This window comes from Allomuricauda sp. ARW1Y1 (assembly GCF_013407935.1).
Lineage (GTDB): Bacteria > Bacteroidota > Bacteroidia > Flavobacteriales > Flavobacteriaceae > Flagellimonas.
In genome coordinates this window covers 64,636-85,344 of sequence record NZ_JACBZU010000006.1, presented here as the reverse complement: position 1 = coordinate 85,344, position 20,709 = coordinate 64,636, and the positions used below count along the sequence as shown (strand labels likewise).

23 protein-coding genes are annotated in these 20,709 nt (G+C 42.8%); 6 read left to right on the top strand and 17 right to left on the bottom strand.

What is annotated here, in order from left to right:
• Window positions 1–51: 51 nt before the first annotated feature.
• From GGE08_RS14390 to GGE08_RS14350, 9 genes are all read right to left on the bottom strand, one after another.
• Window positions 52–954 (bottom strand): YitT family protein, encoded by a 903-nt coding sequence (locus tag GGE08_RS14390; RefSeq protein WP_179385586.1) that lies wholly within the window; start codon window positions 952–954, stop codon window positions 52–54.
• Window positions 955–1,072: 118 nt separating this feature from the next.
• Complete coding sequence (locus GGE08_RS14385; RefSeq protein WP_179385585.1) at window positions 1,073–1,489, bottom strand: hypothetical protein; 417 nt, start codon at window positions 1,487–1,489, stop codon at window positions 1,073–1,075.
• Window positions 1,490–1,507: 18 nt separating this feature from the next.
• Window positions 1,508–2,737, bottom strand: a complete 1,230-nt coding sequence (locus GGE08_RS14380) for a permease (RefSeq protein ID WP_179385584.1) — start codon at window positions 2,735–2,737, stop codon at window positions 1,508–1,510.
• Window positions 2,738–2,947: 210 nt separating this feature from the next.
• Window positions 2,948–3,391: a hypothetical protein gene (locus GGE08_RS14375; protein ID WP_179385583.1), complete on the bottom strand. Its 444-nt coding sequence runs from the start codon at window positions 3,389–3,391 to the stop codon at window positions 2,948–2,950.
• 11 nt (window positions 3,392–3,402) lie between these two features.
• A complete protein-coding gene (locus tag GGE08_RS14370; RefSeq protein ID WP_179385582.1) occupies window positions 3,403–3,954 on the bottom strand; it encodes a hypothetical protein in 552 nt (183 codons plus the stop codon).
• Complete coding sequence (locus GGE08_RS14365; protein WP_179385581.1) at window positions 3,941–4,435, bottom strand: RNA polymerase sigma factor; 495 nt, start codon at window positions 4,433–4,435, stop codon at window positions 3,941–3,943. The genes GGE08_RS14370 and GGE08_RS14365 overlap by 14 nt, the downstream gene beginning before the upstream one ends.
• Complete coding sequence (locus GGE08_RS14360) at window positions 4,436–5,281, bottom strand: alpha/beta fold hydrolase (protein WP_179385580.1); 846 nt, start codon at window positions 5,279–5,281, stop codon at window positions 4,436–4,438.
• Between the two features lie 140 nt (window positions 5,282–5,421).
• Complete coding sequence (locus GGE08_RS14355; protein ID WP_179385579.1) at window positions 5,422–7,077, bottom strand: SulP family inorganic anion transporter; 1,656 nt, start codon at window positions 7,075–7,077, stop codon at window positions 5,422–5,424.
• A gap of 193 nt (window positions 7,078–7,270) precedes the next feature.
• A complete protein-coding gene (locus GGE08_RS14350; RefSeq protein ID WP_179385578.1) occupies window positions 7,271–8,152 on the bottom strand; it encodes an alpha/beta fold hydrolase in 882 nt (293 codons plus the stop codon).
• A gap of 437 nt (window positions 8,153–8,589) precedes the next feature.
• Between GGE08_RS14350 and GGE08_RS14345 the strand changes: the two genes are divergently transcribed.
• On the top strand, window positions 8,590–9,522 hold the full coding sequence (locus GGE08_RS14345; RefSeq protein WP_179385577.1) for a peptidylprolyl isomerase: 933 nt from the start codon (window positions 8,590–8,592) through the stop codon (window positions 9,520–9,522).
• A 442-nt stretch (window positions 9,523–9,964) separates the two neighbouring features.
• On the opposite strand, the gene GGE08_RS14340 is transcribed toward GGE08_RS14345, so the two are convergent.
• Together GGE08_RS14340 and GGE08_RS14335 are read right to left on the bottom strand one after the other, a co-directional pair.
• Window positions 9,965–10,159, bottom strand: coding sequence for a cold-shock protein (locus GGE08_RS14340; RefSeq protein WP_127142008.1), 195 nt, complete (start codon window positions 10,157–10,159; stop codon window positions 9,965–9,967).
• Between the two features lie 82 nt (window positions 10,160–10,241).
• The gene (locus GGE08_RS14335; protein ID WP_179385576.1) at window positions 10,242–10,880 is read right to left on the bottom strand and encodes a peroxiredoxin; all 639 of its coding nucleotides are present in this window, start codon (window positions 10,878–10,880) and stop codon (window positions 10,242–10,244) included.
• Between the two features lie 147 nt (window positions 10,881–11,027).
• Between GGE08_RS14335 and GGE08_RS14330 the strand changes: the two genes are divergently transcribed.
• Complete coding sequence (locus GGE08_RS14330; protein ID WP_179385575.1) at window positions 11,028–11,570, top strand: YfiT family bacillithiol transferase; 543 nt, start codon at window positions 11,028–11,030, stop codon at window positions 11,568–11,570.
• A gap of 1 nt (window position 11,571) precedes the next feature.
• On the opposite strand, the gene GGE08_RS14325 is transcribed toward GGE08_RS14330, so the two are convergent.
• The 4 genes from GGE08_RS14325 to GGE08_RS14310 form a co-directional block, all read right to left on the bottom strand.
• Complete coding sequence (locus GGE08_RS14325) at window positions 11,572–12,114, bottom strand: GNAT family N-acetyltransferase (RefSeq protein ID WP_179385574.1); 543 nt, start codon at window positions 12,112–12,114, stop codon at window positions 11,572–11,574.
• 13 nt (window positions 12,115–12,127) lie between these two features.
• A complete protein-coding gene (locus GGE08_RS14320) occupies window positions 12,128–12,688 on the bottom strand; it encodes a thioredoxin family protein (RefSeq protein WP_179385573.1) in 561 nt (186 codons plus the stop codon).
• 95 nt (window positions 12,689–12,783) lie between these two features.
• A complete protein-coding gene (locus tag GGE08_RS14315; RefSeq protein WP_179385572.1) occupies window positions 12,784–13,161 on the bottom strand; it encodes a PUR family DNA/RNA-binding protein in 378 nt (125 codons plus the stop codon).
• Window positions 13,162–13,237: 76 nt separating this feature from the next.
• Window positions 13,238–14,992, bottom strand: a complete 1,755-nt coding sequence (locus GGE08_RS14310; protein WP_179385571.1) for an ABC transporter ATP-binding protein — start codon at window positions 14,990–14,992, stop codon at window positions 13,238–13,240.
• A 180-nt stretch (window positions 14,993–15,172) separates the two neighbouring features.
• Here GGE08_RS14310 and nusB point away from each other — a divergent pair, with 180 nt between their 5' ends.
• From nusB to GGE08_RS14290, 4 genes are all read left to right on the top strand, one after another.
• Window positions 15,173–16,120 (top strand): transcription antitermination factor NusB, encoded by a 948-nt coding sequence (gene nusB / locus GGE08_RS14305; protein WP_179385570.1) that lies wholly within the window; start codon window positions 15,173–15,175, stop codon window positions 16,118–16,120.
• Window positions 16,121–16,158: 38 nt separating this feature from the next.
• Entirely contained in the window at window positions 16,159–16,635 is a 477-nt protein-coding gene (locus GGE08_RS14300) for a DUF1573 domain-containing protein (protein WP_179385569.1), read from the top strand.
• Between the two features lie 13 nt (window positions 16,636–16,648).
• A complete protein-coding gene (gene yajC / locus GGE08_RS14295) occupies window positions 16,649–16,939 on the top strand; it encodes a preprotein translocase subunit YajC (RefSeq protein WP_179385568.1) in 291 nt (96 codons plus the stop codon).
• Window positions 16,940–17,026: 87 nt separating this feature from the next.
• Entirely contained in the window at window positions 17,027–18,370 is a 1,344-nt protein-coding gene (locus GGE08_RS14290) for a Gfo/Idh/MocA family protein (RefSeq protein ID WP_179385567.1), read from the top strand.
• A 101-nt stretch (window positions 18,371–18,471) separates the two neighbouring features.
• Here GGE08_RS14290 and GGE08_RS14285 read toward each other — a convergent pair whose 3' ends face one another.
• Window positions 18,472–19,590, bottom strand: coding sequence for a GNAT family N-acetyltransferase (locus GGE08_RS14285; protein WP_179385566.1), 1,119 nt, complete (start codon window positions 19,588–19,590; stop codon window positions 18,472–18,474).
• A gap of 66 nt (window positions 19,591–19,656) precedes the next feature.
• Entirely contained in the window at window positions 19,657–20,640 is a 984-nt protein-coding gene (locus GGE08_RS14280) for a transporter (protein ID WP_179385565.1), read from the bottom strand.
• Between the last annotated feature and the right edge of the window lie 69 nt (window positions 20,641–20,709).

The window sequence follows — 20,709 nt, the reverse complement described above, 5'->3', positions numbered from 1 at the left end:
CCTACCGTCACTCTTGGTTTTTTGAAAAGTCTTGATGGAGCGGGGACGGATTTACAGATCTTTATTGTAAAGGTCGGGTGACAAGGTTCTGGTTTTCTCTCGACTCAGATATTTTCTAAGGACGCCGCCTTTTACGCTGTTTACCTCAAACTCGATGATAAACGCATCTTCATCAATGGTATCCACTATCCGATGTACCTTTTTGGAATCAATACGGTTGAGCACCGTTTGAATTACTTCCACATTGTTGATTTCACCCCGGCTACCAAATCCACGTACGCCTCCGTAAATGGTCATCCCCAATCCCACTTGGTTCAAAAGCTCATCTTGAATTTCCTTTTGTTTGTGGCTCACGATCAATAAACCGATGTAATCCTCAAAGCCCTCAAAGACAAAATCGATTACTTTTCCCGTGATGATAAAGGTCAATATGGAATAAAGTGCAATTTCTATGGAGATGAGCCATGCCGTAATCGCAAAAAGCACGGTATTGAAGAGCAAGATGATGGTTCCGATGGGAATACCGAATTTGTCGTGCAAGTAAATGCCCAATATTTCGGAGCCATCCAACACAGCACCATTTTTTATGGCCAATCCAATGCCCGCTCCTAGAGAAATGCCCCCAAAAATGGCAATGAGCAACTTTTCGTTCGTCACCGCTTCAAAATTTTCAAAATGGATAACGACGGCCAGCACCAAAACGGAAATTACGGATTTGATCATCACCCTTTTGGTCAAGGTAAGCCAGCCCAGAATAAAGAAAGGAATGGAAATGATCGGGAGAATATAGGAGATTTCGATGGGAACAAATTCACCCAATAAAATGGCGATACCGGTAACCCCACCGTCCAAAAAGCCGTTGGGAAGCAAAAAGGCTTTCAACCCGATACTGGCCAACAAAATAGCTAAAGCTATTTGTAGGTATTCAAATACGAGGCTACGGATTTTCTTCATTGGGCAACCATTTCTAGCTATGGTCAAGATACGACCTTAGTTTTATTTACGTCTAATTTTCTTCAAATTCGATTTAAGTGTCTTCAAGATTTCATATAACATGTACTGCATATTTGATTTATTGATGTTTCGATACCTCAAGGCCATCGAGAAGGGATAGGACGGTCAAAACAATACACAAAATGGCCAATAGCAGGTTTAACCATCGAAGTAGCCTCGTAGCAATCCGATAATGACGTTCGGCATTACCTTCATGTATCTCAAAAGGGTAGTTGAAAATCCATGGATATTGATTGAGTTTAAAAATACCTACCGTAAGTAAACAAAAAATTAGGATACCTGCCCAAAGCACATTTTTTGAGTCCATTCCGTTCCGGTCTTTTGTGGGCCAATTAAAGTGTATTGGAACCCTTTCCGGCAGTTGTGCATACCAAATGGCAAGGAGTAAGGCAGCACCAAGAAGGAGAAAAAAGGTCAAAAACTCAATGGACTTGTCCAAACGGGTTTTTTTAATATTGATTTTTGGACGGTTCATTGGTTCTTAGGTCAATATTTAAATATATGACGAAAGTCCAAATTTTAAAAGAATACCGATAATCAACCAAACGTAACAAATCAGGGCGGCCCATTTCAATATATTTTCCAGAAGAGGACTTTTGGGCGCCATCTCTTTGTGGTGCTTCACCTTTTTACCTTTCACAAATCCGAGGTAAACCAGAAGTCCCGTAACCAGTAGAAATGCCAAGTTGAGCCAAAAAGTGTAATTGATTTTAAAATGTTCCTTTTCTGTGATTTGCTCGCCAGCATTCTCTGGGATTAGACCAAAAAAGTCAAAACCGTAATGCAGTAGGAGGGATGCGCCTATCAATGAAGTAAACAAGAGAAAGAGGATGAATAATGACATTTTCCAGCCATAATATTTCGCATTGATGCGAAGCACGGGAAAAACCACAAGATCACTAAAAATGAAGGCCATGACCCCGGCAAAACTGACTCCTTTTCCAAACAGAAGGGCAGCCAAGGGAATATTGCCCATGGAGCCAATAAAAGTAAGGAAGGCCGCGACAGGCCCCACAACAACGTGTTGCAGCAAGGTGAGAAATGAAAATGCCTGCTCTCCGTTACCCGTGTTGATAAAAAGTGTCTGAAAAAATGAATCTGGGACAAAAGCGGCAACAATTCCCGCAATGGTAAAACCAACGGTTACATCTTTCCAGACCATTTTCCATTCCATGGCATACTGCTTGCCTACCTTGGCCCAACTTTCCTGGGACCGAAGTTTTTCTGTTAAGGGCTTATCGGACATGGAGGACGAACTGGATGCCTCCAGATGTTCCCTAGCTTTTTTGATGAGTTTCTTGGGGTTGATCAACCGAATGAGCAACCAACTGCAAAGAATCAGCAAAATTCCGCCGAGGTATTCGCCCACTACAAATTGCCATCCCAGAAAAATTGAGATGATGATGCCGAGCTCAATTACAAGGTTTGTGGAGGCCAACAAAAATGCGATGGAGGATATAAAACTTGCCCCTTTTTGAAACAACGACTTGGAAGTGGCCAAGGCCGAAAAACTACACGAACTACTTATAAAACCAAAGAACGTACCGAGCAGCACACTTTTTCCGCCAGCGTCTCCCATGGTTTGCTGCATACGTTTTTCCGTTAAAAAAATCTGGATGAGAGAACTGATGGCGTACCCCAAAATGAAAGCCCATAAGGCCATCCAAAAAAAGCCAATGCTGGTATAGGCTGCTTCGCCCCATTGTTGTAAAAATTGATTCATTATAGTTTTTTAGCTATTCCAAGGACATCTTGAAAAACGGTGTGGGGCGGATTCAGGAAATGATCCCATGGAATAGGTGTTGTTTTGGACAAAAAATTACCTGAACCCGTATGGATAAGGTAGTGAATACCTGAGGAAAAGAAAAAGCAATAAGAAACTATCTGATATATATAGATATAAACCTGATTTGAGCCACATTCAAGGGTCAAGTCATTTTCTGCTGTGTTGCCCAGTTTTAAAACCGATAAAGACCAAGAAACCCGATAATACCAATTGAACATAAATAAGTGCGGTTGCCAAAGTTTCAAAAAGCAAGGATTGTGCTATGGAATGTATCCCTGTCAATAATGCTATAAACCCTATAATAGCTGCCATGCAAATAAGACTGGCAATTCTATTTTTGAAGGCACTACCAACAGTTCGCATCGAATACACGATCAAAAACAGGAAAACGCCCAGTAGTAAAATCATATCCACACTTGGAAAAATGAGATAGGTATCGTGAATATTGATATCGACCGTCCCACCTTCCACGAACCCCTGTTTTCCAAAAAGGAGGAAGTGTCCCAAGAGTACCAATGTTATGGTTCCTAGCAACCAAAATAGCTCTCTCTGTTTATGGGGTGCATACGCGCTGCCTTTTGTCTTTTCCATACGGTTTTTGCCTACTTTCCTTTCAATTGCCTTAAAAAACGGTGTTCTTTTGCAATACTGTTTAAGATAATCAAAGCTACAATAACAAGTGAAACTATTCCAGAAATAAGAATATAATTATAAAATCCTACAGAAAATTCTTTTTTAAAATAGGGTAGAAGCAGGGTAAACCCGAAAATATACACACCAAAACAAAGGGGTGTGATGATGTAATTTGCCCTCAATCTCATTCGATAATACGTTTTTAGGTATTTTTGATAGGCCAGGTTCTCTAGCGCAATGAGCCGACTTTCTTTGCGGTACATACTTATAAACTCGATGATGACCCTAAAAGCGAGACTGGAAATCATCAATAAAAGGCCCAGCGTAAAATTATTCCAGTTACTGTTGGCGTATGTGATGGTAAAGCTTATCAAAATTATCAGGGTCACCGATAGCACTGCGATGGTAATGAATTGTCCGTTGCGTTGTTTTTTGGCCTTTTTAATGATGAAGTCGGGCTTATCGAGGGATAAGTCATTTTCTTGACTTTTCCATATTTGGGATAAATTATCGTTTTTCATTGGTGATACATTTTAAAAGTGAATTTCTAATTCTGCTCAATCGTGTTCGAAGTGCACCATATGCAATTCCTTGCATTTCAGCAATTTCGGATTGTGGTACATCTTCCAGTTCCAGAAGGATGATGGCCTTGTTGTTTGGGGTAAGTTTATGGATGCATTGGTACATTTTCTTGATTTGCGTGTCCCGCTGTTCGGAATTCCCATCGGTTACATCATTTTCCAAAATGGCTTCGTTGATGGGAACGTGTTTCTTTGGTTTTCTCAAGTCGCTTAAACAGGTATTTACGGCAATTCTGTAAATCCAGGTGCTCAGGGACGAGTCGCCCTTAAAGGCATTTCGATGGTTCCACACCTTTATGAACGTTTGTTGTTGCCACTCCTTGGCCAAATCTTCGTCCCCCGATGCATACCCCAGGCATAGCCGATACACTTTAGGGGCATGCATCTCATATATTTGGGAAAATTGATTTGTTATATCCATTTAGTGGGCTGCTATTATGTTTTGGATTTGTTCCATGAACCATTCCGGCTGGTCAAACATTACAAAGTGCGCGGCATTTTCGGCGATGATCAAATCATATTGGGCTAAGTTAGCGTATTGATTTTTGTAGGTTTGTGTCACCATTTCCTTGCCATAGGGTTTGTCGGCTGCGATGATGGTTACCGGAATGGAAATATTCTTGAGATCCTCCCTCATATCCAGCTTCAAATAATCCGTGTAGCCGTACACATAGGTTTTTCTATCGGACAATAGTATCCAGTCCTTGATCTTTTCTTGTGCTTCAGGGCGTAAGCTCATGCCTTGGGCCATCCCTTGGGCCATTTTTTCAAAATCAGCATCGTTCATGGACAGCAATTGGTTGTTATACGGGCTTTCATAGGCTAGGTTTTCAGGGTCGAAGTTCGGTATCATCATCGCACCGGCTGCCGGCAATGCGTCTACCAATATGAGCTTTGCAATCTGGCTGTTTTCCCTACTGGCAAGCCAAGTTGCTATGGTCCCTCCCAAACTATGCCCGATAATGGTCAAATCGTTGAGCTGGTTCTCTTGGATGTAGTTTTCGATGGATGCATTGATTTTTGGCAGCCAAGGGAATTCGATGGGACTTTTTCCTCCGAAGCCTGCGAGGGTAAGCACGTGGCATTCGTAGTTTTCCTCCAATTGATTGACGGTAGCCTCCCAACTATCGCCTGGAACGGTAAAACCGGGGATGAGCAAAATAGGTGCGCCACTACCGCTGACCTGCACGTGAATGGGTTGGTCGGTTTGTTGTGCTTGGGTGGCACAGGAAAGTAAGATCGTAAAAAGAAGATAGATTTTTTTCATGATTTCTGTATTTAATTTGCGCTTTAGATGCAGAAATCAAAAAATGTTACATCCGGTAGTTTCCTAAAACTGATTCTTATAGCTATGAAAAGGTTATTGCCAATAAATGATACTACTATCCATCATTCGGAAATTTTCCATCAGGATTTGAATTGCTCCCGTAAATGGGAGAAACTATCATCAATATTTTTAAACAGGTCTTCTTCTGGAATCAAATCGGGAATAATATCAATGGCTTTGAGCATGTCGCAAGGTTGCTCTTTGAGTCCAACAATAATAACTTCAATGTTTTTGGAACGAAGGTCAAAAATAATATCCTCCAAGGTATATAGGCCAGATTGATCAATGTAAGGTACCCGGTCCATTCTGAGTATCACGGATTCGATATCGTCCGGCAGGGCTTTTACCTGATCTTTCAGGTAGGATGTAAAACCAAAAAACAAAGGTCCGTACAAGTGTTTTATAACGATTTTGTCCTTATACTTTTCGTAGATTTCCATTTCATCCTGCCACGGTTTTTCATCTTCCAAATCTGACAATCGTTCCACTTGGAGACCTTTTTCTCCAATATCCCCGGACTTTTTCATGAACAACAGACAAGCCAAGGCGATACCTATGCCCACAGCATGAATCAAGCTTCCAAAAGTGGTTACAGTCAGCACCAAAAATAGTACAACGGCATCTGCTCTAGGAACTTTTAATAGGTGTTTTAAGCCCTTGAAGTCAACAATTTTAAAGCCAATGGGAATAAGCAAACCGGCCAATACACAAAGGGGAATATAGGCGGTCAACTTTCCAAGTCCCAGCAAAACGGTAAGCAGGAACAACCCATGAATAATGCCTGACAATCTTGTTTTTCCTCCAGCATTGATGTTCACAACGGTTCCTTTGGTGGCTCCTGCACCGGGTATCCCGCCGATGGCTGCGGCCAACATATTTCCAATACCTTGTCCAATGAGCTCTCGATTACTGTTATGTTTGGTTTTGGTCATATTATCAGCAATAACCGACGTCAACAAAGAATCAATACTCCCCAGAACGGCCAACACCAGACCGTATTCGATGATTTTAGGGAAGTAGCTTGGGTCTACACTTAGAATGCCCCCAAGTTGAAAGGCGGGCAGGCCTGCCGGAATCTCACCAATCAGCGGCACATCCATTTTCATGAAATAGGCAACCAATGTAGCCCCAATCAAGGCGACCAAAGCACTTGGAATGGCCTTGGTTATTTTTGGGAACAGGAAATAAATGACAATCGTTATAGCGCCCAAGAGCAATGCAGATAGATTTGCTTCTTCAAAAAGGCGGGGCACATCTTGAATAACCGCCCAGGTGGATTTGGCCGAATCCAGCCCGACCAATGGAAATATCTGGAGAATTACAATGATAAGTCCCACACCACTCATAAAGCCTGATATTACAGGGTAGGGGAAGTACTTTACATAACTGGCAATATTCAAAAAACCGAAAACCACTTGAAACAACCCCGCCAACAAAAAGGTCAGCAGGATGATATGCATTCCATTGTCCAAGGAGCCGTTCATTTGAATACCGAAGGCGACCACTGCCGCCGATACCACCGTCATGGGGCCGGTAGGACCACTGGCCTGTGTTTCGGTACCGCCGAACAATGCGGCAAAAATACCTACGGCTATGGCACCGTACAGACCTGCCGTAGCACCCATTCCCGATTGTACTCCAAACGCAAGGGCAAGCGGTAAAGCTACCACCCCAGCCACCAAGCCGCCCGTAAAATCCCCTTTAAGGTGCTTAAAATTGAAAAATGATTTCCCCATTCTATTTATCTGTATTGGTTAGTGACACAATCGTTGTAGACGTCTATGACGAAAAATACAATATTTAATCTGAACCCTATATGGATTGCCCATTTAAAATTTAACAAGAAGATGGGAACTAATCCCTTGGTAGTAGCAATTGAAATGGGGTAAACACTTTATGGAAGCCTTAGCACTACAATCACTAATAGGGTTACTCTGTTTTGAGGGACAACAGTATTTTTTCCCAGATTTCTTTTTCTTCCGTTAAAAAGTGACCTTTGCCCGAAATGAAGCTTTTTTGGGAGCGAGGAACATTGTTGGCCAGTTTCCGTATAGGTTCTATGGGGGACAGGGTATCCTCGGTTCCGTGCCAAATCTCAACGGGGACATTGATTGCCTTTACATCAAAACCCCAATCTTTAGAGAATAGTTTAGCTTCATTAACGGTCTCTTTGACCCCTTTTTTAAATGCTTCCCCCATGTGGGTCAACATAAATTCGGCATTTTCCTTGTTCTCCATAATCTTTCTGTCAGAATCACAAAGGTGCTTTGTGTTTGACATGATTGCCGCCATATATTGGTCAGGTTTTTTGTTGATCAAGTATTTTTGTTGGTTGAGCATTAGTTTCAATAGCCATGGAAACCTTCGTGCTAGTATAAACACATTCCTGTTCTCGGCTGCCATGTTTTTGGGCGGCTTCCCATTTTCAAATGGAGCTACTGTGGAAATTAGCCCGCATTTATGGACTGCTTTGGAGTTTTGTAATGCACATGCCGCAGCATAAACGCCACCCCCTGAGATACCCAGAACAGAATAGCTGTTGATGCTGAGCTGTTGGCACAATTCTTCAATATCCTTGCTAAAGTCGAGAAAGCTTCTTTTCGGTTTTGGGTCACTATTCCCGAATCCAGGTCTATCCACGGTAATCAATCTTATCCCAAGGGAGTTGGAAACTTCATCATTTTCGTTGAACCAAAGGCGGGAACCGGGTAATCCATGGAAAGCAAAAATGGGGAAGCCTTGTGCATCTCCATATTCGGTAAAGCTTAAATTTCTACCATCGAAAAGCTGATGGTAACTATCTCGAATCATCTTTCAATAAAGTTTTAGTTGAACCTCTAATGGATTAGTAACAGACCTCTGGGATATGTTACAGTTAAATTTTAAAAGGATAAGGCCAAATGGAGAGGGCGAAGCTGGAAGCTGAAAAATGTCAACCCATCGTAATAAGGTTTTCTGCACATGCGGTAAGCAGAATCAAGACCAATCCTGTACCAATTAGTTTATAATTTTTCATAAGAAATCGATTAGTGTTTCACTGTACCAAAAAATGATTGGCTTCGGTTATCTATCTAAAATAGTGTTTTTTAGCGGTATTGTTTTGGTATTCCCCTGTTTTGGTACAAATCGCTTACATATAAATGAATCGGGTCGTATTCCCTAGCTTTCCGGCTTTCGCATAAACGCCTATCTTTGCAGTCTTGGAATTTCACCAGAAAAGTTTTTACAAACCGATTAACAGACATACCATGCAAGACGGAATCTATGCAAAGTTCAATACCACCAAAGGTGACATATTGGTAAAACTTACCCACGACAAAACCCCGGGTACCGTGGGGAATTTTGTGGCCTTGGCCGAAGGGAATATGGAAAACAGTGTTAAACCACAGGGAAAACCCTATTACGATGGCTTAACATTCCATCGGGTAATCGCCGATTTTATGATTCAGGGCGGATGCCCCACTGGAACAGGGACCGGAGACCCTGGCTATAAATTCGATGATGAATTCCATCCCGATTTAGTACATGACACCCCTGGAGTGCTCTCCATGGCTAATGCTGGACCGGGAACCAATGGCAGCCAGTTTTTTATCACCCATGTGGCCACTCCTTGGTTGGACAATAAGCATACCGTATTTGGGCATGTACAGGAAGGTCAAGATGTGGTGGATGCCATTGCACAGGGCGACCGCATAGAAACCTTGGAAATCGTTAGGGTAGGGGATGAAGCCAAAAAATGGAACGCCATCGAAGCGTTTAGAAGTTTTGAAGGTGCCCGTGAAAAACGAATTGCGGAGCAGAAGGCGAGGGCAGAAGCCGAAATGGAAAAATTGGCTGCCGGTTTTGAGAAGACCAATAGCGGATTGCGGTACAAAATCATCCAAAAAGGCAATGGAACCCAAGCGCAAAAGGGCAAAACGGTATCCGTACATTACGAAGGCGCATTGGTCAATGGTCAGGTTTTCGATTCTTCCTACAAAAGAAAGCAGCCTATTGACTTTGTATTGGGAATTGGACAGGTAATTCCTGGTTGGGACGAAGGAATCTCACTTTTGAAAGTGGGTGACAAGGCCCGTTTTGTGATTCCATCACACTTGGCTTACGGAAGCACAGGTGCCGGAGGGGTTATACCACCCAACGCAACATTGATTTTTGATGTGGAGCTGATGAACGTGAAATAAGACAATCCCACGCAGTTAAAAAAACAGAAAGCCTTCAGCAATGAAGGCTTTTTTTATTTGGCCCGGTTAACGCTCAAAAACAATAAGCAGGCGTTAAGGGCGAGTAAGGTAACAAGAATGCTTAAAAAAGTGGTCATGGTCGTTACGTGTTTATTGCTTAACAATCCAACGATAAAAAACCCTACCTATTGCCCTTACGTTATTTAAAATTATTTTTTGGAACCGTTAACGCTCCAAACCAATAGCATGGCATTAACGATCAATAAAAACGAAAGTACTCCAAAAAAGGTGTTCATTTATACGGTTTTAATGGTTATGGGGAAACAGTGTTCACTTCGTAGATAAACAAAAATCAAAAGGGTTGCGTAGCGAGTAAAAAAAATTGACCAAAAAAAAGCCCGGGCAATTGCCCGGGCTCATCTAGAAAAAAAGTTTATATCGTCTATTCCGCAACTTGTACGTTAACGGCGTTCAATCCTTTTTTACCTTGTTGTAGCTCGAATTCTACAACGTCACCTTCCCTGATTTCGTCAATAAGACCAGAAATGTGTACGAAGTGATCTGTGTTTGAACCATCTTCAGTGATAAATCCGTAACCTTTAGAATCATTGAAGAATTTTACTGTTCCTTTACTCATAATATAAATTAAAAAAATTAAATTGAGTCCAAAGGTACGTTTAATTTATTGGGAATCAGTTTTTTTCTTCAAAATAAATTGATTATGCAGTCGGATCGGGGGTCAAACGCAGGTACGGTTTGATTTCTTCCACTCCTTTGGTAAAGATGCCTTTCGCCTCTTCGGTAGGAATGGCAGGGCTTACCACCACTTTTTCACCATTTTTCCAGTTCGCTGGCGTGGCCACTTTGTGGTTGGCCGTTAATTGTAGCGAATCGATGACCCGCAACAGTTCGTAAAAATTACGTCCCGTTGAGGCCGGATAGGTAAGGGTAAGCTTTATTTTTTTGTTGGGGTCGATGATAAACACGGAACGTACGGTAAGCGTATCATCGGCATTGGGATGGATCATATCGTAGAGGTCGGACACCTTACGTTCCACATCGGCCACAATCGGAAAATTTACTTCGGTTCCCTGTGTTTCGTTGATATCCTTGATCCATTCTACGTGAGAGGCAGCACCGTCCACACTGAGGGCCATCATCTTTACGTTTCGTTTGTCAAACTCGTCTTTAAACTTGGCCGCTGTGCCCAATTCGGTTGTGCACACCGGGGTAAAATCCGCAGGGTGGGAAAATAGGACTCCCCAGCTATCGCCAAGGTATTCATAAAAGTTCAATGTGCCTTCCGAAGTCACTGCTGTAAAGTCGGGAGCAGTATCTCCCAATCGTAAAGTCGCCATATATGTTCTGATTTTTAGGTTTGAAAATTAATACCCTACAAAATTACTAGATTATTTGGTTTAATATGGGAAAATCAGTTAAAAGTGTATTAAAAATACAGCCGGTCGGATGGATGGCTAATCCTTAAAACTTGTTACTTTTAGCTTATGGAAAAAGATACATTGGAACAACTACGGTACCCCATCGGAAAGTTTGAACTCCCCGAAGCAATCAGTGAAAAGGATATGGATGCTTGGATCATGGTATTGGAGCAACTACCAGAGCGTTTATCCCGAATGGTAAGCCCATTGACCGATGCGCAATTGGATACGCCTTACCGGCCCGAAGGCTGGACCGTACGCCAATTGGTGCACCACATTTCCGACAGCCATCACAACAGTTACATTCGCTTCAAATGGGCAATTACCGAAGATACACCCACCATAAAACCCTATAATGAAAAGGCATGGGCCGAACTTTTTGATACACGTACGGCACCCATACAGCTATCGTTGGAACATTTACGCGCGGTCCATGCGAAACTGGTCTATTTGTTGAAAGGGCTTTCCGAAGCGCAATTGCAGCGAAGTTTTGTCCACCCCGATGGTAACCAGAAAACGACCCTTAAAGAAAATATAGCACGTTACGCTTGGCACAGCAACCATCATTGCGCGCACATCGAAAATTTTTTGAAACGCGAAGGATGGTAGTTTAAAGATCCTTGGTCAAAATCCACATGGCTTTTTCGCTCGGTCGGACGTTAGGCAAGGTTACTTCGCTCTCCCGCTTGATGTTGAAACCGTTTTTTTGGTAAAAAAGAACAGGTTTTCCTTTTTGCATCGCATCCAGCCATATGGTTTTCTTGTTGAGTTGCCGAGCTTTTTCTTCCACAAAACCAAGCACCGCTTTACCGATACCCTTGCCTGCATATTCCTTCAACAAATATATTTTTTCGGCCTTTAGGGTGTCGTGGTCGGATAGTTCGTCAATGCCGCAATCCTTTACCAATTTTAAGATGCCGACTGTATTATTTTCCCATTGTACCAAATAGTGGAGCGCATTTGGGTTTTTTAGTTCCGGCTGTACAACTTGCTTGGTGAGCCCGTGGGAAATATATGGGTTAGGGTCATTGTTTTCCCATAAATGCAGATAGTGTTGGCAGTAGGAGCGCACCCCGACCGTCAAATAGATATCCAAATTCGATTCAGTTACCGGTTCCAAGACCAAGGTAGTTTTTGGTAAAGTAGTTTCCATCAAAAAAAAGAGGTTAATTGGCCTTCCATTTTATGTTGCACCCAAGACTTGGTTTTTGGTCGGTGCTGATTTTCTTTCCTTGCAAAACGGCCTCCATGGCATTTTTGAGATCTGCACCAGTAAGCGGAATCCCGTTTCCTGGCCTTGAATCATCCAGTTGGCCGCGGTACACCAGTTCCATCTCATCATCAAACAGATAAAAATCGGGGGTGCAGGCTGCATCGTAGGCTTTGGCCACATCTTGGGTCTCATCGTACAGATACGGAAATGTGTAACCTTCCTCTTTGGCCTTTTCTTTCATTAAATGCGGCGCATCCTGGGGATAATTTTCCACATCATTGCTCGATATGGCCACAAAGTTTATGCCTTTGGCCTGGTAATCCTTGGCCAGCTTTACGATCATAGGGTTAACGTGGACCACAAAAGGGCAGTGGTTGCAAATAAACATCACAACGGTTCCTTTTTCTCCCGTAAGCTCCTGTAATGCCATGGTGTTGTCCGAAACCGTATCCAAAAGTTCAAAATCTGGTGCCTTGGTGCCCAAGGGAAGCATATTACTCGGTGTCCTCGCCATTTTTATACTTTTTTAGGGTTGTCATCTTCCAAAGGATAAAAATAAAAAACGGCCTGCAAAAATACAGGCCGCTTTATTTTTTTAAAGAAGTGCTTTTAGATATCATCAAAGCTCACATCGGTAAAGCTATTGTCCGATGATGCGGTTCCGTTCTCACTAAAGCTATCTTCTTCCTTTTTAAAGTCTTTTTGATGGCGCTCAGAAATCACTTCACTGCCTTTTTCGTCGATGATATAGTCCATCATTTCTTCCATAATTTCGCGGAAGGCGCTAAAATCTTCTTTGTACAGATAAATTTTATGCTTTTTGTAATGGAAAGACCCGTCATCGTGGGTGAATTTTTTGCTTTCGGTGATAGTGAGGTAATAATCTCCGGCCTTGGTGCTCCTTACGTCAAAAAAGTAGGTTCTTCTTCCTGCTCTTAAGACTTTCGAATAAATCTCTTCCTGATCCATTGTATCTTTCTGGCCCATATGGTATAGTGTATTTGGTGCTAATGATGAATTATGTCACCAAAAATGTAAAAAAAAAGCTAATTCAGCAACTTTTTTATGATTCTTTACCCGAAAGCTGATTGATGTAGAGCTCCTTGTAATACCCATCGGTATTGTTCAATTCTTCGTGGGTACCTTCTTGGATGATTTTTCCTTCCTCCAGCACAATGATCTTGTCCGCATTCTTGGCCGAAGAGACCCTATGGCTCACAATCAAGGTGGTCTTGCTTTCGGATAATTGTTTTAGATTGTTCAAAATCTCTTCCTCCGTTTCTGTGTCCACTGCGGAAAGGCAATCGTCGAACAAGTAGATCTTGGGATCTTTTAATAGTGCCCTTGCAATGGAAACCCGCTGCTTTTGGCCACCACTGAGGGTGATTCCCCTTTCGCCAAGAATAGTGTTGTATTTTTTGGCAAAGCCTTCGATATTCTTGTGGACCACAGCTTTTTTGGCTACTTCCACAATCTCTTCATGGGTGGCGTTTTCATCGCCAAAACGAATATTGTTCTCTATGGTATCGGAAAACAAAAAGGCATCCTGCGGTACCGCCCCGATGGAGCTTCTAAGACTGTCCAAATTCAATTGTTGCACGGGAACGCCATCTATCAAAACTTCTCCCGATGTGGTATCGTACAAACGCGCCACTAAATCCAAAATGGTCGATTTCCCCGATCCGGTCTTCCCTAATATCGCTACGGTTTGTCCTGCTTCCACTTTAAAAGATACGTCTTTGAGCGCGGTGATATTGGTATCTTCGTAGGTAAAGGTTACATGCTTAAATTCAATGGCTCCTTCAATGGGCGTTGGTTCCTTTACCTGATTCTGTATGGAAGGTTCCTCCTTCAAGAATTCATTGATTCGTTTTTGGGAGGCTTCCGCACGTTGTACTATGGAAGTTAACCAACCCACCACGGCAACGGGCCAGGTGAGCATGTTTACGTACAGGATAAATTCGGCAATGATTCCTATGGTCTCAATCTCCCCGTTGATGTACTGTCGCCCTCCGATATAGATAACGAATACGTTGCTGATACCGATCAATAGGAGCATCAAGGGGAAAAACCAGGCATTCACCTTGGCTAGGGACATACTGGTATCCTTGCCCTCTTGTGCCAACGTCCGCAGTTCGGCGTTTATCCTAGGTTCAATACTGTACGCCTTGATGACTGAAATCCCGGAAAACGATTCCTGTGTAAAGGTGGACAGTGTGGATAAAAACTCCTGCACTTCGGTACTTCTTTTATGGATGATTTTACTGATCTGATAGATCAAAACCGATAAAACGGGAAGTGGGAGCAAGGTGTAGGCCGCCAATGTAGGGGCTTTAATGAACATCAAGGGCACCAAACAAACGAACAACGTCAAGGTCTGTATGCCGTACATAATGGCCGGGCCGCCGTACAAACGTACTTGGTTGATGTCCTCACTGATTCGGTTCATCAAATCACCGATCCTATTCTTTTTGTAAAAATTGAGGCTCAATAACTGATAATGGTCGAAAACCTCATTTTTTAGATCATACTCAATGTAGCGGGATACATTGATGATGGTCTGCCGCATCAAAAAAGTGAAGAGTCCCGATAACAAGGCCGCCCCGATGATGATCAAAATATATTGGAGCAGCAATCCTTTGGCATCGGAAAGGGTGATCACATCAGACATAAAATCCTCGACTGCCTGTATGGATTTGTTCACATACGATGGCATCACCAAGGAAAAAACACGGGCGATTATGGTAATCAATATGCCCAAAAGCAGTTTGAGCCAATATTTTTTGAAGTATTTATTTAGGTGTTTCAGTTCCTTCATAAAAGGGGAAAAAGGTGGTTTTTGCTGCGATATACGCCGACAATCCCGCAAATATATACCATACCAAACAAAGTAAACGTTATAAAACTGATAAGAAAGCAAGTTTGGTAGGTAAGAATCAAATATAAGATTACTTTTGCGCTGTGAAAGCCAAACAATGACTTTAAAAGTTCTTTAAACATGTTAACCAGAAGGCACATTAGGGTAAAAGTGATGCAATGTATTTATGCATTGGTGCAATCCAAGGACGACTCCTTGCAAAAACAGGAAAAATTCCTAAGGGTAAGTATTGAAAACATGTATGTACTGTACCTTTTAATTTTAAGCCTTTTGGCGGAATTGCACCGTTTGGCCGAAAAACATGTCAGCCACTCCTCCAAAAAGTACGTGGCCACGGAGGAGGACAAATATCCCGACCCACAAAAATTCGTCAAAAACCGATTGTTATTGCAATTGGTGAACAATCAAGCGTTGAAAGATGAACTTTCCAAGCGTAAGTTGGACAATTGGTATTTGAACGACGAGTACGTTAAGATTATCCATAAGGCCATGGTCTCCAGTGACATCTACAAGGAGTATATGTCCACTGCAGATAGTGATTATGCGGAGGACAGGGATATGGTGATTCAACTTTTTAAGGAAATCATTGCACCGAACGAAAAGATCTATGATTACTTCGAGGACGATAAATTGACCTGGGTGGATGATTTCCCCATTGTGAACACCTTTTTGGTAAAGCGCCTCAAAAAGGCCAAGCCCGATTCTGGAGACCGTTTCTTTTTGCCGGCCCTGCTCAAGGACCAGCAGGATATGGATTTCGCCAATAACCTGTTGACCAAGACCTTGCTCAATGATGCCAAATGGGAAAAGGAAATTGAGGGCAAAACGCCCAATTGGGACAACGACCGAATCGCCGAAATCGATTCCATCGTTTTGAAGATGGCCATTTGCGAGCTGCTCAATTTCCCTTCAATTCCAGAAAAAGTAACCCTGAACGAATATTTGGAGATAGCGAAGGAGTACTCCACGCCCAAGAGCAGTATCTTTATCAATGGAGTGTTGGACAAGTTGGCAAAGGAGTATAAAGCCGATGGAAGGCTTCAAAAAATAGGAAGGGGTTTGCAATAAACAATTATTCCGTAATTTTGGGAAAACAAATTTTAATCATGAAAAGAATAACAACAATTTTAAGTTTGATCATGGTAGTCGCCATCATGGGGGTATCATGCAAGGACAAAGCATCTGAAAAGATAGTTGCTGACAATGTTGAAAGTGCTGTAAACAGGGATGAGGCCGCCAAAATGGTACCCGTAATGACCTTTGATAGAGTAGAGCACGATTTTGGAACCATCCAAAGAGGTGAAGCGCAAGAAACTGTTTTCTCCTTTACCAATACAGGAAACGCTCCTTTAATTATTACCGATGCCAAAAGTAGCTGTGGATGCACCGTGCCGAATCCTCCAAAAGATCCCATTGCACCAGGAGAAAAAGGAGAATTGTTGGTAAAATTCAACGGTTCTGGACAAAACCAGGTTACCAAAACGATTACCGTTACCGCAAATACTGCCAAAGGTTCCGAACTTTTGAGAATTAAGGCATTTGTGCAAGCACCAGGAGCTACACCAGCAGGTCCTGTAAAATAACTAAAAGACCTCAATGGAAAACCTAGGACAATTTTTACCGCTGATCTTGATTTTTGCCGTGGCGTACTTCTTTATGATTCGCCCGCAGATCAAACGTCAGAAGGATGAGAAAAAATTCGCTTCAGAATTGAAAAAAGGTGATAAAATCATCACCAAAAGTGGGCTTCACGGCAAAATCGTGGAATTGAACGACAACGATTTTTCGTGTGTCATCGAAACCATGGCCGGCCGTTTAAAGTTCGACCGCTCTGCCATTTCCATGGAAATGAGCCAAAAGTTGAACGCCCCTACGACAAAGAAGTAAGCGTTTTTAGAAATAAATCAATTCGCGTCCCTTGGAGCAATAACTTCAAGGGACGTTTTTTTGTATCTTATCCCAAATTTGAACAAGATGGGAACACGAAGACAATTTGTAAAACGCAGTGGATTGTACGTAGCGGGAATGGGAGCCTCCATGGTATTTCCCACCGAGCTGTTGGCCACCATTCGAAAAACCATAAGTCCCAACGACAAAATACAGGTAGGTTTGATCGGTTGCAAGGGCATGGGTTTTACGGATTTGACTTCCCTGTTAAAAAATAGTGAGGTAGATGTGGTCGCCCTTTGCGATGTGGATGAAAATGTACTTCGGGAAAGAACCTTGGATTTAGAAAAGGCAGGCATCAAAAAGCCTAAATGGTACTCGGATTACAGAAAATTATTGGAGGATACCGATATCGTTATTATCGGTACACCAGATCATTGGCACTGTCTTCAGCTCATCGATGCCATTGATGCCGGCAAGGATGTGTATTGCGAAAAGCCGATTGCCAACTCCGTAGCGGAAAGCCAAGCCATGCTCGCTAAAGTACAAGGAAGCGACCGGATGGTTCAAATAGGGCAGTGGCAACGTAGCGAACCCCATTTTGTGGATGCCATTAACTACGTGCATTCCGGAAAATTGGGACAGATTCGTTTGGTGAAGACTTGGGCTTATCAAGGTTGGATGCAGTCCGTACCCGTGTTGCCCAACAGTCCCGTGCCCAGTGGTGTGGATTATGATATGTGGCTGGGACCTGCCGAAAACCGACCTTTCAATAAAAACAGGTTTCATTTTAGCTTTAGATGGTTCTGGGATTATGCAGGTGGTTTAATGACGGATTGGGGCGTGCATTTGATTGACTACGCACTTTTCGGGATGAAAGCCTCTGCCCCTAAATCCGTAATGGCCATGGGAGGCAAGTTTGCGTACCCCAACGATGCAGCCGAAACACCCGATACCCTGCAAACGGTGTACGATTTTGGTGAATTTTCCCTGTTATGGGAACATGCTACTGGAATTGATGGTGGAAATTACGGACGAAATCATGGTATCGCCTTTATCGGGAATAATGGAACCTTGGTGGTGGACCGTGGTGGCTGGGAGGTGATTCCAGAGCGGGACCGTCCCAATTGGGACCAAGATTTAGGACCAAAAATTGAGGCTGTCCCGTTGCAAACAGGTGGTGGGAACGGTTTTGACCTTCATACCCAAAACTTTTTGGAAGCGGTTAAAAAACGTGATGTATCCATTTTAAAGGCTCCTATCAAAGTGGGATACGATGCCGCCATGGTAAGCCATTTGGGCAATATCGCCTACAAAACAGGGGAACGCTTGTTTTGGGATGCCGCGAACAATAGATTCAACCATACAGAAGCAGATGCCTTATTGACGCCCCGATATCATAATGGTTGGGAATTTCCGAGAATGGGCTAGAGCTTGACAAATCTTATGCAGTGATAACTTTCGAGGGTTTCCTTGAGTTTAAAACCCCACTAAAATCGTAAGCTCAACATTAAAGGTTTGTAGGTTGGCTCCTAAATATCCTTCACATACGTCCTACGACGCTTAATGACCTTGGGGTCAAAGTGCTTCCACATTTGTTGGATGGCGATATTGTCCTCCAATTCCGGGGTACGGATACAGTTCACCACCCCGCGCTTTTTGAAAGCATGGTAATACTCATTAAAAATAATGGAGGTAACGCCTTTGTTTTGGTATTTAGGATGGATGCCGATCAAGTAGAAAATAGCGTCCTTACTGTGCTTTCGGGCGTGGAGCAAGTGAAAAATCCCAAAGGGGAACAGCTTTCCGTTGGCCTTTTGCAAGGCTTCGGAAAAAGAGGGCATCACAATGGCAAAAGCCACTAGATTATCTTCTGCATCTACCACAAATTTGATGTACTCCGGGTTGATGAAGCTGATGTATTTCTTTTTAAAATACTCCTTTTGGATATCGGTAATCTTTACGAAAGAGGACAATTTGGCGTAGGTCTCGTTGAATAGGTCGAACATCTTGTCCACCCACGGCATAATTTCAGCGCTTTTTTCAAAGTTCATTTCGCGGAGGCCATATCGCTTTTTGATCAAAAGATTGGCTTTGGCGAACAGTTTTGGGTCTGCATTGGCTGCAGGGAATTTGCTCTCCCGGTATTCTTTTTCCTTGGTAAAACCATGCTGTTCGTAATGCGATTGGTAATAGGGATGGTTGTACCACGTCACCATGGTACCAATGTGGTCAAAACCCTCTGTGAGCACGCCGACCTTATCCAAATTGGAAAAGCCCACAGGACCTTCCATAAATTCCAAATTATTGGCTTGTCCAATTTCCTTGACTTTGTCCAACAAGGCTTTGGAAACTTCAAGGTCATCAATAAAATCAAACCATCCAAAGCGCATCTTTTTGAGTCTCTGTTCCTTTACCTCCAACCAATTAATGATAGCCGCTACGCGTCCAACCACCTTACCATCTTTAAGGGCCAAAAAGAATTGGGCCTCGGCCGTTTTAAAAACCGGGTTCACATCTTTGTCAAAGGAAGCCATCTCATCTTTGATGATGGGCGGTACCCAATAGGGGGAACCTTTATACAGGCTGAACGGAAATTTTACGAAGCGCTTAAGGTCGGATTTGGACTGAACCTGCTGAACGGTAACCATAGTTGCAAATTAATCCCCAATATTATGAATATTACTTGCAGTAGAAAAATGAAGTTGTGACAAAACTTAAAAATCGATAGATCCGTTGCGGTTTTTTTTGCGCTTTCTGGATTTACGCTTGTTGGCGTTCTTCTTAATCTTCCCGTTCATGCCCGATTGTTGCTCAACAACTGGAATCATTTCATCCTTATGGAAATCTAATCGATAGGAGAAACCAAGTACCACAAAAATGCGGGAAGGGTCGTTGTTAAAGCCAGAACCCAAATGAAAATCCGCCTGAAAATTGGGATTGATCAAACGAGCTACTCCTGTTCTTAAAATGATATCCGAATAGCGTTCTCCGGAAATACCTTGCCCTTCAAAGAAAACACTCCAACGTGGGTCCCGAAAAGCATGGGTGACCGATAGGGCGTATCGCCATTCCGGGAAATCGGTGGTGATACGGTCGTACGCAATGTTGGAAATTAATACCACCCTTGGGGAAAGCCTACTTTGTGTTTGAATGCCGCCTCGGTACGAAACCGTGGGCTCGCCGGGATAAAAGGGATTGTCTCCTACCACAAAATTGGCCCCTCCGTAAACAGAAACGGCAGGAATCAAGTTTTTCCATTGGAATAGATTATTGGCCCTCCAGCTATATAAATTGGGCTTGTTACGTTCGGGGTTTTTATAAGGATCGTATACCAGATATTTCAGTCCTACGCGGTTTCTGGAAAAATTGGTCAGTTTTCCCTCAATTCCAAAATCAGGGTATGTAATGTTCTGGGTAATAAAAGATCCTTCGGCGATCACTTCCAGTTCCTCAAAAAGCAAACCGTATCTAAAGGCGTAATCGGCCCCAAAAATATTGGAATCCGAGTTAAGGTCGGCATTGTCCTGCTGTTCATAGAGCATCCCAATCTCTGCCTGAATCACGTTTTTTCCAACGGAATAGGCACTGGCGGCCCTACCGGGTCGGTTGGAATTGATGACATCGGTATATTGGGCGGATAAAAAAGTGGGTAACAGAACGAAAAGAAAAAGTGACTTTTTGATCATGGAAAGGTCCATATAACTGGGTTTTTAATACTATTTTAAGATACGTTTGATGGGTTTAAGGGACTAACAGTGTAACTTTGA

Excerpts from the sequence above, each read along its gene's own strand:
- GGE08_RS14365 (WP_179385581.1), bottom strand. The coding sequence starts at position 4,435 with ATGGATATAACAAATCAATTTTCCCAAATATATGAGATGCATGCCCCT.
- GGE08_RS14280 (WP_179385565.1), bottom strand. The coding sequence starts at position 20,640 with ATGGACCTTTCCATGATCAAAAAGTCACTTTTTCTTTTCGTTCTGTTA.
- GGE08_RS14345 (WP_179385577.1), top strand. The coding sequence starts at position 8,590 with ATGCAAGACGGAATCTATGCAAAGTTCAATACCACCAAAGGTGACATA.
- GGE08_RS14330 (WP_179385575.1), top strand. The coding sequence starts at position 11,028 with ATGGAAAAAGATACATTGGAACAACTACGGTACCCCATCGGAAAGTTT.
- GGE08_RS14290 (WP_179385567.1), top strand. The coding sequence starts at position 17,027 with ATGGGAACACGAAGACAATTTGTAAAACGCAGTGGATTGTACGTAGCG.
- GGE08_RS14390 (WP_179385586.1), bottom strand. The coding sequence starts at position 954 with ATGAAGAAAATCCGTAGCCTCGTATTTGAATACCTACAAATAGCTTTA.
- GGE08_RS14340 (WP_127142008.1), bottom strand. The coding sequence starts at position 10,159 with ATGAGTAAAGGAACAGTAAAATTCTTCAATGATTCTAAAGGTTACGGA.
- nusB (WP_179385570.1), top strand. The coding sequence starts at position 15,173 with ATGTTAACCAGAAGGCACATTAGGGTAAAAGTGATGCAATGTATTTAT.
- GGE08_RS14385 (WP_179385585.1), bottom strand. The coding sequence starts at position 1,489 with ATGAACCGTCCAAAAATCAATATTAAAAAAACCCGTTTGGACAAGTCC.
- GGE08_RS14320 (WP_179385573.1), bottom strand. The coding sequence starts at position 12,688 with ATGGCGAGGACACCGAGTAATATGCTTCCCTTGGGCACCAAGGCACCA.
- GGE08_RS14375 (WP_179385583.1), bottom strand. The coding sequence starts at position 3,391 with ATGGAAAAGACAAAAGGCAGCGCGTATGCACCCCATAAACAGAGAGAG.
- yajC (WP_179385568.1), top strand. The coding sequence starts at position 16,649 with ATGGAAAACCTAGGACAATTTTTACCGCTGATCTTGATTTTTGCCGTG.
- GGE08_RS14310 (WP_179385571.1), bottom strand. The coding sequence starts at position 14,992 with ATGAAGGAACTGAAACACCTAAATAAATACTTCAAAAAATATTGGCTC.
- GGE08_RS14355 (WP_179385579.1), bottom strand. The coding sequence starts at position 7,077 with ATGGGGAAATCATTTTTCAATTTTAAGCACCTTAAAGGGGATTTTACG.
- GGE08_RS14360 (WP_179385580.1), bottom strand. The coding sequence starts at position 5,281 with ATGAAAAAAATCTATCTTCTTTTTACGATCTTACTTTCCTGTGCCACC.
- GGE08_RS14325 (WP_179385574.1), bottom strand. The coding sequence starts at position 12,114 with ATGGAAACTACTTTACCAAAAACTACCTTGGTCTTGGAACCGGTAACT.
- GGE08_RS14370 (WP_179385582.1), bottom strand. The coding sequence starts at position 3,954 with ATGAAAAACGATAATTTATCCCAAATATGGAAAAGTCAAGAAAATGAC.
- GGE08_RS14350 (WP_179385578.1), bottom strand. The coding sequence starts at position 8,152 with ATGATTCGAGATAGTTACCATCAGCTTTTCGATGGTAGAAATTTAAGC.
- GGE08_RS14335 (WP_179385576.1), bottom strand. The coding sequence starts at position 10,880 with ATGGCGACTTTACGATTGGGAGATACTGCTCCCGACTTTACAGCAGTG.
- GGE08_RS14380 (WP_179385584.1), bottom strand. The coding sequence starts at position 2,737 with ATGAATCAATTTTTACAACAATGGGGCGAAGCAGCCTATACCAGCATT.
- GGE08_RS14300 (WP_179385569.1), top strand. The coding sequence starts at position 16,159 with ATGAAAAGAATAACAACAATTTTAAGTTTGATCATGGTAGTCGCCATC.
- GGE08_RS14315 (WP_179385572.1), bottom strand. The coding sequence starts at position 13,161 with ATGGGCCAGAAAGATACAATGGATCAGGAAGAGATTTATTCGAAAGTC.
- GGE08_RS14285 (WP_179385566.1), bottom strand. The coding sequence starts at position 19,590 with ATGGTTACCGTTCAGCAGGTTCAGTCCAAATCCGACCTTAAGCGCTTC.